Annotated in this window: 12 protein-coding genes; 8 read left to right on the top strand and 4 right to left on the bottom strand. The window is 63.0% G+C overall.

All coding sequences use genetic code 11. The annotated features are described in order from the left end of the window. Nucleotides 1-92: 92 nt before the first annotated feature. From QEN71_RS01230 to QEN71_RS01220, 3 genes are all read right to left on the bottom strand, one after another. Nucleotides 93-944 carry an enoyl-CoA hydratase/isomerase family protein gene (locus QEN71_RS01230; protein WP_201651387.1) on the bottom strand — a complete coding sequence of 284 codons (852 nt, stop codon included), beginning with the start codon at nucleotides 942-944 and terminating at the stop codon, nucleotides 93-95. A 91-nt stretch (nucleotides 945-1,035) separates the two neighbouring features. Continuing rightward, a complete protein-coding gene (locus tag QEN71_RS01225) occupies nucleotides 1,036-2,229 on the bottom strand; it encodes an ABC transporter substrate-binding protein (protein ID WP_201651388.1) in 1,194 nt (397 codons plus the stop codon). A gap of 198 nt (nucleotides 2,230-2,427) precedes the next feature. After that, nucleotides 2,428-3,420 (bottom strand): fumarylacetoacetate hydrolase family protein, encoded by a 993-nt coding sequence (locus tag QEN71_RS01220; RefSeq protein ID WP_201651389.1) that lies wholly within the window; start codon nucleotides 3,418-3,420, stop codon nucleotides 2,428-2,430. Between the two features lie 127 nt (nucleotides 3,421-3,547). Between QEN71_RS01220 and QEN71_RS01215 the strand changes: the two genes are divergently transcribed. The 7 genes from QEN71_RS01215 (at nucleotide 3,548) to QEN71_RS01185 (ending at nucleotide 11,700) form a co-directional block, all read left to right on the top strand. Beyond that, nucleotides 3,548-4,438 (top strand): IclR family transcriptional regulator, encoded by an 891-nt coding sequence (locus QEN71_RS01215; RefSeq protein ID WP_201651390.1) that lies wholly within the window; start codon nucleotides 3,548-3,550, stop codon nucleotides 4,436-4,438. Between the two features lie 78 nt (nucleotides 4,439-4,516). After that, nucleotides 4,517-5,728 carry a DUF3108 domain-containing protein gene (locus QEN71_RS01210; RefSeq protein WP_201651391.1) on the top strand — a complete coding sequence of 404 codons (1,212 nt, stop codon included), beginning with the start codon at nucleotides 4,517-4,519 and terminating at the stop codon, nucleotides 5,726-5,728. 235 nt (nucleotides 5,729-5,963) lie between these two features. After that, a complete protein-coding gene (gene pcaD / locus QEN71_RS01205; RefSeq protein ID WP_201651392.1) occupies nucleotides 5,964-6,752 on the top strand; it encodes a 3-oxoadipate enol-lactonase in 789 nt (262 codons plus the stop codon). A 117-nt stretch (nucleotides 6,753-6,869) separates the two neighbouring features. Continuing rightward, a complete protein-coding gene (locus QEN71_RS01200) occupies nucleotides 6,870-7,127 on the top strand; it encodes a BTH_I0359 family protein (RefSeq protein WP_012399614.1) in 258 nt (85 codons plus the stop codon). 314 nt (nucleotides 7,128-7,441) lie between these two features. Beyond that, nucleotides 7,442-8,506 carry a homocysteine S-methyltransferase family protein gene (locus QEN71_RS01195; RefSeq protein ID WP_201651393.1) on the top strand — a complete coding sequence of 355 codons (1,065 nt, stop codon included), beginning with the start codon at nucleotides 7,442-7,444 and terminating at the stop codon, nucleotides 8,504-8,506. Nucleotides 8,507-8,599: 93 nt separating this feature from the next. Beyond that, nucleotides 8,600-11,317, top strand: a complete 2,718-nt coding sequence (gene metH / locus QEN71_RS01190; protein WP_201651394.1) for a methionine synthase — start codon at nucleotides 8,600-8,602, stop codon at nucleotides 11,315-11,317. A gap of 176 nt (nucleotides 11,318-11,493) precedes the next feature. Continuing rightward, a complete protein-coding gene (locus tag QEN71_RS01185) occupies nucleotides 11,494-11,700 on the top strand; it encodes an acid-shock protein (protein ID WP_201651395.1) in 207 nt (68 codons plus the stop codon). A gap of 79 nt (nucleotides 11,701-11,779) precedes the next feature. Here QEN71_RS01185 and QEN71_RS01180 read toward each other — a convergent pair whose 3' ends face one another. Then, the gene (locus tag QEN71_RS01180) at nucleotides 11,780-12,106 is read right to left on the bottom strand and encodes a DUF1840 domain-containing protein (RefSeq protein WP_201651396.1); all 327 of its coding nucleotides are present in this window, start codon (nucleotides 12,104-12,106) and stop codon (nucleotides 11,780-11,782) included. A 386-nt stretch (nucleotides 12,107-12,492) separates the two neighbouring features. Here QEN71_RS01180 and argS point away from each other — a divergent pair, with 386 nt between their 5' ends. Then, nucleotides 12,493-14,277, top strand: a complete 1,785-nt coding sequence (argS, locus tag QEN71_RS01175; RefSeq protein ID WP_201651397.1) for an arginine--tRNA ligase — start codon at nucleotides 12,493-12,495, stop codon at nucleotides 14,275-14,277. The last annotated feature ends 91 nt before the right edge of the window (nucleotides 14,278-14,368 follow it).

Genomic DNA, 14,368 nt, shown 5'->3' with positions numbered 1-14,368 from the left:
AGATGCCGCGCGGCGCCGAAACTATCGTGCGCCGCCAGATGTGACGGTTTTGCGTCCGCCGAAATGCGCGATGGCGCGCAAGGCTCATGCCGTCAGAACGGCTCCTTGCCCGGAAAGTCCGGTGCGCGCCGCTCGCGCAACGACGCCACGCCTTCGCGCACGTCAGGTCCCGCAAAGCCCATGAATTCGAGCGCAAGCGACGTATCGAACGTCGGGCCGGCCGAGCGCAGCCAGTTGTTCAGCGCGTACTTGGTCCAGCGGATCGCCGTCTGCGAACCGCTCGCAAGCTTGCGCGCGACTTCGAAGGTTTTCGGCAGCAGATCGTTGTCGTCGACAGCAAGCGACACAAGCCCGATGCGCTCCGCTTCCTCGCCGCTCATGGGTTCGCACAGCATCAGGTAGTACTTCGCTTTCGCCATGCCGCACAGAAGCGGCCACACGATCGCCGCATGATCGCCCGCCGCGACGCCCAGACGCGTATGCCCGTCGATGATGCGCGCCGACTTCGTTGCAATCGAAATATCCGCGAGCAGTCCCGCGACGAGCCCTGCGCCGACAGCCGGTCCGTGCATCGCCGACACGATCGGCTTGCTGCAGTTGATCACGTTGTAGACGAGATCGCGCGCCTCGCGCCACACGCGCGTGCGCACGTCGAAGTCATTCGCCATGTCTTCGACGAGCCCGAGATCGCCGCCCGCCGAAAAGCCTTTGCCTTCACCGCGAATCACCACGACGCGCGTCTCCGGATCGCGATCGACGTCGCGCCAGATGTCGGCCAGTTCGCGATGCATGTTCGCATCGGCGGTGGCGAGATTGCTTTTGTTCGCGCCTTCGCCGCTCATCACGATTTCGAGGATGCCGTGCGCATGACGCCGGACGCGCAGCGACCTGTAGTGCGCGTAGAACGCAGGTTCGACCGTTTGCGATTCCGATTCGTGAGACATGGCAGGCATCCTTAAAAGCGACGCGTCGGCGTCAGACCACACATCAGGCGTGCGACGCAGCCGACGCTGCGCCGCCCGAAACACGCCGCAATCAGCGCGGCTGATACACCCACTTGCCGTTGCTGATCTCGACCATCACGCGCGCGCGCTGATCGAGGCCGAGGTGATCGGTTGTGCTCATGTTGACGACGCCGTTCGTGTCGGCGAGACCCTTCGTTGCTTCGAGCGCATCGCGCAGCGCGCGGCGAAACTCGACGGTGCCGGGCGCAGCCGCTTTCAGCGCAATGGGAACCGCGTTGTTCAGCAACATGCTGGCATCCCACGCATACGAGCCGAACGCCGACACGCTGCCCGGACCGCGCAGCTTCTCGAAGCGCGCGATGTAATCGAGCGCGAGACGCTTCGAAGCATAGTCCGCTGGCAATTGCGATGCGACGAGCACGGGGCTCGCGGGCAGATACGTGCCGTTGCAATCCGCGCCGCATACGCGCAGGAAGTCGTTATTGCCCACGCCGTGGTTGTGATAGATCTTGCCCTTGTAGCCGCGGCTGATCAGCGTCTTCGGCGGCAGTGCGGCCGGCGTGCCCGCCGCGCCCACGACGACGGCATCGGGATTCGCCGCCATGATCTTCAGAATCTGTCCGGTGACGCTCGGATCGGTGCGATTGAAACGCTCGTTGGCCACCACGTTGATGTGGTGAATCTGCGCGAACTTCGCGACTTCCGCATAGAAGGTTTCGCCGAGCGCGTCTGCCTGTCCGATGTACGCGATCGTCTTCACGCCATGCTGGCTCGCATGCTCGGTGATCGCGGAGGCCATCATCGCGTCCGTCTGCGGCGTCTTGAACATCCAGTGACGTTTTGCATCGACTGGCTCGATGATTTTCGCCGACGACGCCAGCGAAATCGCGGGCGTTTCACCCTCGGCGACGACGTCGATCATCGCGAGCGAGTTCGGCGTGATCGACGAGCCGATGATGGCATCGACGTGATTTTCAGAGATCAGTTTTTTCGTGTCCTGCACGGCTTGCGTCGTATCGGATGCATCGTCGAGCACGATGTATTCGACTTTCTGCCCGGCGATCTCTTTCGGAAAGAGCGATGCCGTATCGCGCGCGGGAATGCCGAGCGACGCGGCCGGTCCCGTCAGCGACAGCACGAGCCCGATCTTGACCTGCGCGAGCGCGACTCCAGGCAAAACGGAAAGCGTGGCGGCGAGCAATGTGCGCCGCTTCGAAGCGCAATTGCGCAAAGTTGAAAATGCAAACGTCCCGTATCGCGGCATGCCTTTGTCTCCAGTTGGCTTTTTGTCATTTCTGCGATGCTGCGTGTTGCATGTGCCGGTTCGCCATGTTCGCGAACCCGCATGCGAGGCGCGATGGCCTCGCGCGAGCGTCAGTGTAGCGGCGCGCGCCGCGCTATCGGCATCGGGCGAAACCCTTTCGGTTCATTTCACCGATGCCGCGCGCTTCCCTTTATTTCATCAAAGCTCGCCTTCGAGCGGTGCAACGGCCTGATCGATCGAACCGAAAATCGTCTTGCCCGCCTCGTCGAACATCTCGATCTTCACGGTATCGCCGAACTTCATGAACTCCGTTTGCGCGCTGCCGTTCTCGATCGTTTCGAGGCAGCGCTTTTCGGCGATACAGCAATAGCCGCGCTTCGCGTCCTTGTTCGACACGGTGCCCGAACCGACGATCGCGCCCGCGCGTAGATTGCGCGTCTTCGCGGCATGCGCGATCAGCTGTCCGAAGTGGAACACCATGTCGGTGCCCGCGTCCGGCTGACCGACTTTCTTGCCGTTCCAGTGCACGATCATCGGACGATGCACGCGGCCTTCGCGCCACGTGTCGCCGAGTTCGTCGAGCGTCACGGCAACGGGCGCGAACGACGTCGCCGGCTTGCTCTGGAAAAAGCCGAAGCCCTTCGCGAGTTCGGCGGGAATCAGATTGCGCAGCGACACGTCGTTGACGAGCGTGACGAGGCGGATGCTCTTCAGCGCCTGGTCCGGTTTGGTGCCCATCGGAACATCGCCCGTGATCACGGCGACTTCCGCTTCGAAGTCGATACCGAACGATTCCGACGCGCACACGATGTCGTCTTTCGGTCCGATGAAGTCGTCGCTGCCGCCCTGGTACATCAGCGGATCGGTCCAGAACTCCGGCGGCATCTCGGCGCCGCGCGCGCGGCGCACCAGTTCGACGTGGTTCACATAGGCGGAGCCGTCGGCCCACTGGAATGCGCGCGGCAGCGGCGCCATGCATTCCTTCGCATCGAACGAAAAGGTGTTGCGCGCGCGGCCCTGATTCAGCTCGTCGTACAGGTCGCGCAGCTGCGGCGCGTAGAAAGTCCAGTCGTCGAGAACGCGCTGCATCGTCGGGGCGATGGCGTCGGCGACGGCGGCCGTATGCAGGTCGCGGGAAACGACGATCAGTTGACCGTCGCGCGTGCCGTCCTTCAGCGAGGCAAGTTTCATGGCGGAAAAAGCGTGTGGATGACGATAAGAGGAATCTATTCTACGATGGTGAATCGGCGCGGCCAAAGCGGACGCTTCTTTGCTGCCCGCTCGACGCCCTTCTTCGCTCATCGTTCAACCGTTTCCTATGCCTCCAACCGCCCGCTCAAGTTCGATCCGCAAGGATGCCGAAGCCGCCGAACCGCTCGATACCGTCGACGACGATGCCGCCGACTCGAATGAAAGCGGCGAGGAAAAACTGCGTTCGGGCATCCAGTCGATCGAGGTGGGTTTCCGTCTGCTCGACGTGCTCACGCACGAGCCGCGCGCGATGATGCTGCGCGATCTCGCGCAGCGCGCGGGGATGAGTCCCGCGAAGGCGCATCGTTATCTGGTGAGTTTTCAGCGCCTCGGCGTCGTCGCGCAGGATCCGCTGACGGGGCGCTACGAACTCGGCGGCTTCGCGTTGCAACTTGGGTTGGCGCGGCTCGCACGCGTCGACGGCGTGAAGCTCGCGCGCATCGCGCTAGCCGAACTGCGCGAGCGGCTCGACATGACCGTGGGCATCGCCGTGTGGGGCAACCAGGGGCCGACCGTCGTTCACTGGATGGAATCGAGCTATCCCGCGAAGGCTTCGCTGAAACTCGGCGACGTGATGCCGATGCTCAGTTCCGCGACGGGTCTGCTGTTCGCCGCCTATCTGCCGCGCGGCAAGACGGCGGCGATGATCGAGCGAGAACTCGCCGAAACGCAGCGTTGGGCCGCAGCCAACAGTCCGCGTACGCTGGAGGATGTCGAACGCGTGCTCGACGAAGTGCGCGCGCAGGGTTCGGCGCGCGTCGAAGGCATGCTGCTGCCGACCATCCACGCGTTCTGCACACCCGTGTTCGATTCGAATGGCGATCTCGCGCTCGGGCTGATCGCGCTGGGTCACGAAGGCGCGTTCGATATCGCGTGGGGCGGCGAAGTCGATACCGCGCTGCGCGAGTGTGCGCAGAAGCTGTCGTATGAACTCGGCTATAGTCCGACGGCTCGATGACGATGCGCGCGAGGAACACGTAACGTCGGCATCGTGTCGAAACGTGTTCGCGTCCTGCCTTCATAGATACCGCTTCTGATGTCGTCTCCATCCGCTGTCCGTTCGATCACGCCTGCCCACCTCGCCCGTGCGCGGCGCCGCGCGTCGCGCCTGCGCTGGACAGGCGTGCTGGCGGCTGTTCTCGGCGCGCATTTGATCGCCGCGCAATGGTTCGAACGACATCACGATACGTTCAAGCCCGTGTCGCCCGAACATGTGCCCGTGCAGGTCGCGTTGCTCAAACCGGAGCGCATCGAAACTCAGGCGGCCGGTTCGCCGCCGCCCGCGAAGGCAGCGCCCGCTGCGCCGGCTCATGCAGCGCGTGCGCCGCGTGAACATGTGCTGACCGCGACGCGCCCGGGTCCAAAGCCGCATGAAACAGCGCCCGCGACCGAACCTGCGAGCGCGCCTGTAGAAGCCTCGGCTGCGACGGGTGCAAGCAGCGCGAGCGGTTCGAACGCCAATGCCAACGCGGCGGGCCAGGGCAGCGCGCAAAGCACGGCGCCCGGCGTGAAATTCTCCGTGCCGCCGTCGGGCAATCTGCAATACGACACGTTCTACAACGGCGTGCGCAATCAGCCGGGAACGATCCACTGGTCGAGCGATGGCCGTTCGTACGACATGGTCGTTTCGGTACCCTTGCCGTTCGTCGGAACGTTCAGCTATGCGAGCCACGGACATGTCGATGCCTTCGGTCTCGCGCCTGATCAGTACATCGAAAAACGCGGACGGCGCGGCGAAGACATCACCACGTTTCATCGCGACTCGAAGCAGATCGGCTTCACGCGCACGCCGAACACGCTGCCGCTGCAGGACGGCGCGCAAGACCGTTTCAGCATGGTGATGCAGCTCGCGAGTCTCGTGCGCGGCGATCCCGACGCGTATCAACCTGGCGTCACGCGGCAGTTCTATGTCACCGACAACGACAGCGGCGAAATCTGGCCGATCGAGACGATAGGCGACGAGTCCGTGCGCACCGATCACGGCACCATCGACGCCCGCCATTTCATGCGGCTGCCGCGCCGCGAAGGCGATCGGCGGCGCATCGACGTATGGCTCGCGCCGTCGCTCGGCTGGCTGCCCGTGCGTCTCGTGCAAACCGAGCCGAACGGAACGCAGATAGAGCTTGTATGGCGCGGGAGGATCGCGTCGCCGGATGCCGATGGCAACGACACATCGTCCGACGACACGACGTCGGCTACACCGCAACCGTCCGTGACCGATCCTGGTGCGGGGCCCGAAAAGCCCTGACACAAACAGGTCCTTCGCAATGGAGGACACTGTGTTATCCGGGACGACACTCTGCGCCAGAAACTTCTGGCGACTGTGTCGATCGCACGACGAGGCGCACTCGAAGCGTTCTCTCAACGCGCTCATATCGCGTCGGCGGTTCATGCAAATCCCATGAATTGCATCGCATGAACCGCCGGTCCGTTCGTTCTTTCATTGCGACGTCACCCATTGCGACATCACTTACGGAGTCCGCATGCAAATCAATGTGAATGGCATCGATACGCGCTACATCCTGAGCAATGAAGGCGGTGGCCCCTGGCTCACGTTCATTCATCAGCTCGGCGGCGATCTGTCGATCTGGGATCAGCTCGCAGGCTACTTCCGCGACGACTTCACGGTCTTGCGCTACGACGTGCGCGGTCACGGTCAGACGGCGGCATCGGACAGGCAGTTCAGTGTTGCAGATTTGTCGCAGGATCTACGCGCGCTGCTGGATGCACTTGGCGTCCAGAAGACGCATATTGTCGGAATGTCGATGGGCGGCATGATCGCGCAGCAGTTCGCACTGGATGACCCGGCTCGCATCGAAACCTTGACGCTCACCGATACGCACGCTGCATCGCCGGCCGATGGACGCGCCGTCTGGGAACAGCGCGCGGCGAAAGCACGCGACGAAGGCGTCGCGGCGTTGGCCCAGGCGACGATCGAACGGTGGCTGACGGCGGGCTTTCGCGATGCGCATCCCGAAGTCGTCGAGCAGATTCGCGAGGTATTCGAGAACACTTCGTCTGAAGGTTATGCGCAGGCGTGCTTTGCACTGCGCGATTTCGATGTGCGCAGTAGACTGAAAGAGATCGCCCTTCCCACTCTTGCTGTGGCTGGACGCCACGATGCAGGCACGCCACCTGCTGCTACACAGGAAATTGCGAATGCCATCCGGGACGCGCAGTTCGAGTTGCTCGACGCGGCTCACCTCGCACCGATCGAACAGTCGCAACGTTTCACTGCTTTGCTTGAATCGTTTTTGCAAAAACGGGTCTAACAGATAGGTCCGGAGAATGGGTAGCGTCACGCCGGACCCACCCCTTGAATTCCAAACCAAGGGCTCCATCTACGGTGCAACACTGGCCCGGAGCCATCGGAAATAAGGAGTGTCGCCATGCAAATGATCTACAACAGCCCCAACTATTGTGTCGTCGAGTTTCCGCCGCAGGACGGCCATCTCGCGATGAAGTCCGGCGGGTATGAGATCGTCGACAAGAATACACAGCGCGAGATTTACATCGACGGTGAGATGGCAGCCAGTTTTCGCGAGCACGTGCAAAAGCTGATCGAAGACGAACCGACGCTCGACGAAGTGGACGAATTTCTCGGTCAATTCGACAGCCTGATGAACCAGCCGGTCATTCTTCACTGATCGTTACGCGCCACCCTTTGGCGACACGTTTCCCATCAACCCCGTCCGGTATCCCGGGCGGGGTTTTTCGTTTCAGGCGGCCCGCCGGCGCGCGCATGGCGCGAAACGCGGGTTCCGCGGGTTCAGTTCGTTGAGCAAGCAGCGAAAGAAATACTTTCCGCGCTACATTCACAGCATCTCCCGCGCCTTGCAGCGCCACGATGCCCGCCGTGATCCCGCCACAGCCACCACGCCGGGCGCGCCCGCGACCGTGCGGCTACAATATTGAGTTTCCTGAAAAAAGCCGGCCGTGCCGGCACGAGCCCGATCAGACCATGAACCAGCCCGCCCCGTCAGCCGTTCCCGCCCGCGCCGCCTACACGCGCGGCGCGGCCCTGCCCGCGTTGCTCGAATCGCGCATCCTGATTCTGGACGGCGCGATGGGCACGATGATCCAGCGCTACAAGCTCGACGAAGCCGCCTATCGCGGCGAACGCTTCGCGGACTATGCGCGCGACATCAAGGGCAACAACGAACTGCTGTCGATCACGCAGCCGCGAATCATCAGCGAGATTCACGAGCAATATCTCGCAGCGGGGGCGGACATCATCGAAACCAACACGTTCGGTGCAACGACCGTCGCGCAGGCCGACTACGGCATGGAAGCGCTTGCAGTCGAAATGAACCTCGAATCGGCGAAACTTGCGCGCGCTGCGTGCGACAAGTACTCGACGCCCGACAAGCCGCGCTTCGTCGCGGGCGCGATCGGACCGACGCCGAAGACGGCCAGCATTTCGCCCGACGTGAACGATCCTGGCGCACGCAACGTCACGTTCGACGAACTGCGCGCGGCGTACTACGAACAGGCGAAGGCGCTGATGGACGGCGGTGCGGACCTGTTCCTCGTCGAGACGATCTTCGACACGCTGAACGCCAAGGCCGCGCTCTTCGCGCTCGACGAGCTGTTCGAAGACACGGGCGAACGTCTGCCCATCATGATTTCGGGCACGGTGACGGACGCATCGGGCCGCATTCTGTCGGGTCAAACGGTCGAAGCATTCTGGAACTCGCTGCGTCACGCGAAGCCGCTCACGTTCGGCCTGAACTGCGCGCTCGGCGCGGCGCTGATGCGCCCGTACATCGCGGAACTGGCGAAGCTGTGCGACACCTACGTGTCGTGCTATCCGAACGCGGGCCTGCCGAATCCGATGAGCGATACCGGCTTCGACGAACTGCCCGCCGATACGTCCGGCCTGCTGAAGGAATTCGCGCAGGCGGGCCTCGTGAACATCGCGGGCGGCTGCTGCGGCACGACGCCGGAACACATCGCGGCAATCGCGAAGGCGCTGAACGACGTGAAGCCGCGCAAGTGGCCGAGCCAGTATCGCAACGCCGCCTGACAGCCACGCAAGCGGCGCACGAAACGCACGAAGCAACGCGAAACGCGCCGCGCAAGAGATCATCGAAGCACTGACGAAACACGCACACCAACCATGACCGATCACACGATGCGCCTTTCCGGCCTCGAGCCGTTCAACGTCACTTCGGGGACGCTCTTCATCAACGTCGGCGAACGCACCAACGTGACGGGCTCGAAGGCATTCGCACGGATGATCCTGAACGGCCAGTTCGACGAAGCGCTGGCCGTCGCGCGCCAGCAGGTCGAAAACGGCGCGCAGGTCATCGACGTCAACATGGACGAAGCGATGCTCGATTCGAAAGCGGCCATGGTCCGCTTCATGAATCTGATCGCGTCGGAGCCGGACATCGCGCGCGTGCCGATCATGATCGACTCGTCGAAGTGGGATGTGATCGAAGCGGGCCTCAAGTGCGTGCAGGGCAAGGCGATCGTCAACTCGATCTCGCTGAAGGAAGGCAAGGAACAGTTCGTTCATCACGCGAAGCTGATTCGCCGCTACGGCGCGGCGAGCGTCGTCATGGCCTTCGACGAGAAAGGACAGGCGGACACGTTCGCGCGCAAGACGGAAATCTGCAGGCGTTCGTACGACATTCTCGTCAACGAAGCCGGCTTCGAGCCCGAAGACATCATCTTCGATCCGAACATCTTCGCGATCGCGACGGGCATCGAAGAGCACAACAACTACGCGGTCGACTTCATCGAAGCGACGCGCTGGATCAAGCAGAATCTGCCGCACGCGAAGATCAGCGGCGGCGTGTCGAACGTGTCGTTCTCGTTCCGCGGCAACGACCCCGTGCGCGAAGCGATCCACACCGTGTTCCTGTATCACGCGATTCACGCGGGCATGGACATGGGCATCGTCAACGCGGGCCAGCTGGGCGTGTATGCCGATCTCGACGCCGAACTGCGCGAGCGCGTCGAAGACGTCGTGCTGAACCGCCGCGAAGACGCGACCGACCGTCTGCTCGAAATCGCCGACAAGTTCAAGACGGGCGCAGCGAAGAAGGAAGAGAACCTCGAGTGGCGCAACCAGCCTGTCGAGAAGCGTCTCGCGCATGCGCTCGTGCATGGCATCACGAACTTCATCGTCGAAGATACGGAAGAAGCGCGCGCGAACATCATGAATAACGGCGGCCGCCCGATCAGCGTGATCGAAGGCCCGCTGATGGACGGCATGAACATCGTCGGCGACCTGTTCGGTCAGGGCAAGATGTTCCTGCCGCAAGTCGTGAAGTCGGCGCGCGTGATGAAACAGGCCGTCGCGCATCTGATTCCGTTCATCGAAGAAGAAAAGCGTCTGCTCGCCGAAGCGGGCGGCGACGTGCGCGCGAAGGGCAAGATCGTCATCGCGACCGTGAAGGGCGACGTGCACGACATCGGCAAGAACATCGTGTCGGTGGTGCTTCAGTGCAATAACTTCGAAGTGGTCAACATGGGCGTGATGGTCCCGTGCAACGAGATTCTCGCGAAGGCGAAGGTCGAAGGCGCGGACATCATCGGGCTGTCGGGTCTGATTACGCCGTCGCTCGAAGAAATGGCCTACGTCGCGTCGGAAATGCAGCGCGACGACTACTTCCGCGTGAAGAAGATTCCGTTGCTGATCGGCGGCGCGACCACGTCGCGCGTGCATACGGCCGTGAAGATCGCGCCGAACTACGAAGGCCCCGTCGTCTACGTGCCGGACGCGTCGCGCTCGGTGTCCGTCGCGTCGAACCTGCTCTCCGACGAAGGCGCGACGAAGTATCTCGACGAACTGAAGTCCGACTACGACCGTATCCGCGACCAGCACGCGAACAAGAAAGCGCTGCCGCTCGTCACGCTCGCCGAAGCGCGCGCGAACAAGACGAAGATCGACTGGAGCGCGTATCAGCCGGTGAAGCCGAAGTTCATCGGCCGCCGCGTGTTCAAGAACTTCGATCTGAACGAACTCGCGAACTACATCGACTGGGGTCCGTTCTTCCAGACGTGGGATCTCGCCGGTCCTTACCCTGCCATTTTCAACGACGAGATCGTCGGCGAATCAGCGCGGCGCGTATTCTCGGACGCGAAGTCGATGCTCGCGCGCCTGATTCAAGGCCGCTGGCTCACGGCGAACGGCGTGATCGCGCTGCTGCCCGCGAACACCGTCAATGACGACGACATCGAAATCTACACGGACGAATCGCGCAGCGAAGTCGCGCTGACGTGGCGCAATATCCGTCAGCAGAGCGTGCGCCCCGTCGTAGACGGCGTGATGCGCCCGAACCGCTCGCTCGCCGACTTCATCGCGCCGAAGGATTCGGGCGTGGCCGACTACATCGGCATGTTCGCGGTCACGGCGGGTCTCGGCGTCGACGTGAAGGAAAAGCAGTTCGAAAAGGATCACGACGACTACAGCGCGATCATGCTGAAGGCGCTCGCCGACCGCTTCGCGGAAGCGTTCGCCGAAGCGATGCACGCACGCGTGCGCCGCGACCTGTGGGGCTACGCGTCGGGCGAAACGCTCGACAACGACGCGCTGATCGCCGAGAAGTACGCAGGCGTGCGTCCCGCGCCCGGTTATCCGGCGTGCCCGGATCACCTCGTCAAGCGCGACATGTTCGACGTGCTGCAAGCCGAAGAGATCGGCATGAGCGTCACGGAATCGCTCGCGATGCTGCCTGCGGCGAGCGTCTCCGGCTTCTATCTCGCGCATCCCGACAGCACGTACTTCTCTGTGGGCAAGATCGGTCAGGATCAGCTGGAAGACTACGCGCAGCGCATGTCGCTGTCGAAAAAGGATGCCGAGCGCGCGCTCGCGCCGCTGCTGTAGGACGGGGAGGACGGCGGCAGGACTATATCGCTGGCCAGAGGCTAAGTATTTTCGGCTGCGAGCACAGCGAATATTTTCGGCTTTGTAGACTGCTCGGGCATGACCTGCCGCCCCGCCAGACGCGAACAAAAAACGCGTCGGCCCAACGACTTGCAACCGTCAACGGAGAAAATCGTATGAAGAAGCTGACGCTGATGTTGACCGCGTTATCGCTCGCCGCCATTGCGCCGCTGTCCGAGGCCCAGCCTCAGGCGCCCGGTGGATCAAGTTCGGTGAGCTCGTACTCGCCGCCCACCGTCAAGCACGTGAAGAAGCCGAAAAAGAAGAAGTCGAAGAATGGCGAGGCCGCTCCCGCGGCTGCTCCGCAAGGTGCGAGCCAGTAAGCGAACAAATAAGCGCGCCAACAAGCGGCGACGCAATGAAAAAAGCCCGTCGGATCACGACGGGCTTTTTGTTTGCGCCTCAGATACCCCAAACGATATCTGTGTTTTCCTTCTGCGCCGCGCGCAGCATGTCGAGGAACGGGAACGCCCGTTGCGCGAGCCCGACGGGGATCTCATGATGCTCGTGGCCTTCCTCGCCTTCGTGGAAGTGGCCTTCATGCTCGGCACGCTCCTGCTTGTCCGTGACGATGGCCGCTTCGAGCTTCGTGATGGCCACGCCCAGTTCGTCGTGACTGATCACGCCGCGTTCGCCGAGCCGCTTGCCGATGATGCCCAGCAAATACTGGGCAAGATTCTCAAGCATCACTACGTCGGGCGCGGAGCGGCATTTGAAAGTAATCAGCATGATGACGGTTCCCTTTTCGTTATGTTGGTTTCCCGCGCGGCCAGCCGCACGAGTTCCGTTTGCGCGCCCGCCCGCTGTCTGACGGCGGGCTGACGGCCACGGCCCTTGCTGGGCAGCTCGTTGGACATCTCATTGGACATATTAGCACCTGCTAAAATCCGACATTGACGGAAAAAGCTCGCTGCCGCACGTCCGGGCACGCTGCGCTGCATCGCAGCCGCGCGTGTTCGATACGGCTGCCACGGCTCGCCGCGACGCCGCAGTCGCAATCTGCCGACGCCGCGCATCGGCGGCCCTGATGCTTTCCACGCCGTCGACGGCCCGGCTTCATGCCGTTCGCGGCGCTGCCCGCTTCATCGGACTGCCTCACTGGACTCGCAACAAGCATGCTGCCTGCACACAAACACACTCTCGAAACCCTGTTGACCGACGTGGTCAAGCAGGTCGCCCAGGCCACTCAAGGCGAATCCGAAGCCGCGTTCATCGCGCCCGCCATCACGCTCGAACGACCGAAGGTCGCCGCGCACGGCGACGTCGCGTGCAACGTCGCGATGCAACTTGCGAAGCCGCTGCGCGCCAATCCGCGCCAGCTCGCACAGCAGATCGTCGATGCGCTGCCCGCGCATCCGCTCGCCAAAGGCCTCGTCGAAAGCGCCGAAGTGGCCGGTCCGGGCTTCATCAATCTGCGTCTGTCGGCTGCGTCCAAGCAATCGGTGATCGCCGCCGTATTCGCACAGCGCGACACGTTCGGCCGCTCGCAGCGCGACGCAGGCAAGCGCGTGCTGGTCGAGTTCGTGTCGGCGAACCCGACGGGCCCGCTGCACGTCGGCCACGGCCGTCAGGCCGCGCTCGGCGATGCGATGTCGAACGTGCTCGCGTCGCAAGGCTACGGCGTGCACCGCGAGTTCTACTACAACGACGCTGGCGTGCAGATCGGCAATCTCGCCATCTCGACGCAGGCACGCGCCCGCGGCCTCAAGCCCGGCGACGCCGGCTGGCCCGAAGCCGCGTACAACGGCGAGTACATCGCCGACATCGCGTGCGACTACCTGAACGGCGAAACCGTGTCGGCCAGCGACGGCGAGCCCGTCAAGGGCGCGGGCGACGTCGAAGACCTCGAAGCGATCCGCCGCTTCGCCGTCGCGTATCTGCGTCATGAGCAGGATATGGACCTGCAAGCCTTCGGCGTGAACTTCGACCAGTACTACCTCGAATCGTCGCTGTACAAGGAAGGCCGCGTCGAGAAGACCGTGGACGAGCTGATCGCCGCCGGCAAGACGTACGAGCAGGAAGGCGCGCTGTGGCTGCGCACCACCGACGACGGCGACGACAAGGACCGCGTGATGCGCAAGTCCGACGGCACGTACACGTACTTCGTGCCCGACGTCGCGTATCACGAGACCAAGTGGGAACGCGGCTTCACGAAGGTCATCAACATTCAGGGTTCGGACCACCACGGCACGATCGCGCGCGTGCGTGCCGGTCTGCAGGGTCTCGGCATCGGCATTCCGAAGGGCTATCCCGACTACGTGCTGCACAAGATGGTCACCGTGATGCGCGACGGCCAGGAAGTGAAGATCTCGAAGCGCGCGGGCAGCTACGTGACGGTGCGCGATCTGATCGAATGGTCGGGTGGCGCCGTGCCGGGCCAGGAAGCCGCGCCCGATCTGCTCGACGAAGAGACGATCCGTCGCGGCCGCGACGCGGTGCGCTTCTTCCTGATCTCGCGCAAGGCCGACACGGAGTTCGTGTTCGACGTCGACCTCGCGCTCAAGCAGAACGACGAGAACCCGGTGTACTACGTGCAGTACGCGCACGCGCGCATCTGCTCGGTGATCAACGAATGGAAGTCGCGCTACGGCGCCGATGAAACGGGCCTGCCCATCGTCGATCTGTCGCCCCTCGACAGCGAACGCGCGATGGCCCTGCTGCAGAAGCTCGCGGAATTCCCGGACATGCTGACGCACGCCGCCGACGAACTCGCGCCGCACGCGGTCGCGTTCTATCTGCGCGATCTCGCAGGCGAATTTCACTCGTTCTACAATGCCGAACGCGTTCTGGTCGACGACGAAGCGCCGCGCAATGCGCGCATCGCTTTGCTCGCGGCGACGCGTCAGGTCCTGGCGAATGGCCTCGCCGTGATCGGTGTGTCGGCACCCGCCAAAATGTAATCTCCCCGCGGTTTAATTGGATTTATTCGGGACGCGAGCCGGATGACCGTCGCTATAATCGACGGTCATTCCAGATTTCCATTTGCAGGTG

Source organism: Paraburkholderia sabiae (genome assembly GCF_030412785.1).
GTDB classification, from domain to species: Bacteria; Pseudomonadota; Gammaproteobacteria; order Burkholderiales; family Burkholderiaceae; genus Paraburkholderia; species Paraburkholderia sabiae.
This window is presented reverse-complemented; position numbering and strand designations above follow the sequence as displayed.

Excerpts from the sequence above, each read along its gene's own strand:
- QEN71_RS01230 (WP_201651387.1), bottom strand. The coding sequence starts at position 944 with ATGTCTCACGAATCGGAATCGCAAACGGTCGAACCTGCGTTCTACGCG.
- QEN71_RS01225 (WP_201651388.1), bottom strand. The coding sequence starts at position 2,229 with ATGCCGCGATACGGGACGTTTGCATTTTCAACTTTGCGCAATTGCGCT.
- QEN71_RS01220 (WP_201651389.1), bottom strand. The coding sequence starts at position 3,420 with ATGAAACTTGCCTCGCTGAAGGACGGCACGCGCGACGGTCAACTGATC.
- QEN71_RS01215 (WP_201651390.1), top strand. The coding sequence starts at position 3,548 with ATGCCTCCAACCGCCCGCTCAAGTTCGATCCGCAAGGATGCCGAAGCC.
- QEN71_RS01210 (WP_201651391.1), top strand. The coding sequence starts at position 4,517 with ATGTCGTCTCCATCCGCTGTCCGTTCGATCACGCCTGCCCACCTCGCC.
- pcaD (WP_201651392.1), top strand. The coding sequence starts at position 5,964 with ATGCAAATCAATGTGAATGGCATCGATACGCGCTACATCCTGAGCAAT.
- QEN71_RS01200 (WP_012399614.1), top strand. The coding sequence starts at position 6,870 with ATGCAAATGATCTACAACAGCCCCAACTATTGTGTCGTCGAGTTTCCG.
- QEN71_RS01195 (WP_201651393.1), top strand. The coding sequence starts at position 7,442 with ATGAACCAGCCCGCCCCGTCAGCCGTTCCCGCCCGCGCCGCCTACACG.
- metH (WP_201651394.1), top strand. The coding sequence starts at position 8,600 with ATGACCGATCACACGATGCGCCTTTCCGGCCTCGAGCCGTTCAACGTC.
- QEN71_RS01185 (WP_201651395.1), top strand. The coding sequence starts at position 11,494 with ATGAAGAAGCTGACGCTGATGTTGACCGCGTTATCGCTCGCCGCCATT.
- QEN71_RS01180 (WP_201651396.1), bottom strand. The coding sequence starts at position 12,106 with ATGCTGATTACTTTCAAATGCCGCTCCGCGCCCGACGTAGTGATGCTT.
- argS (WP_201651397.1), top strand. The coding sequence starts at position 12,493 with ATGCTGCCTGCACACAAACACACTCTCGAAACCCTGTTGACCGACGTG.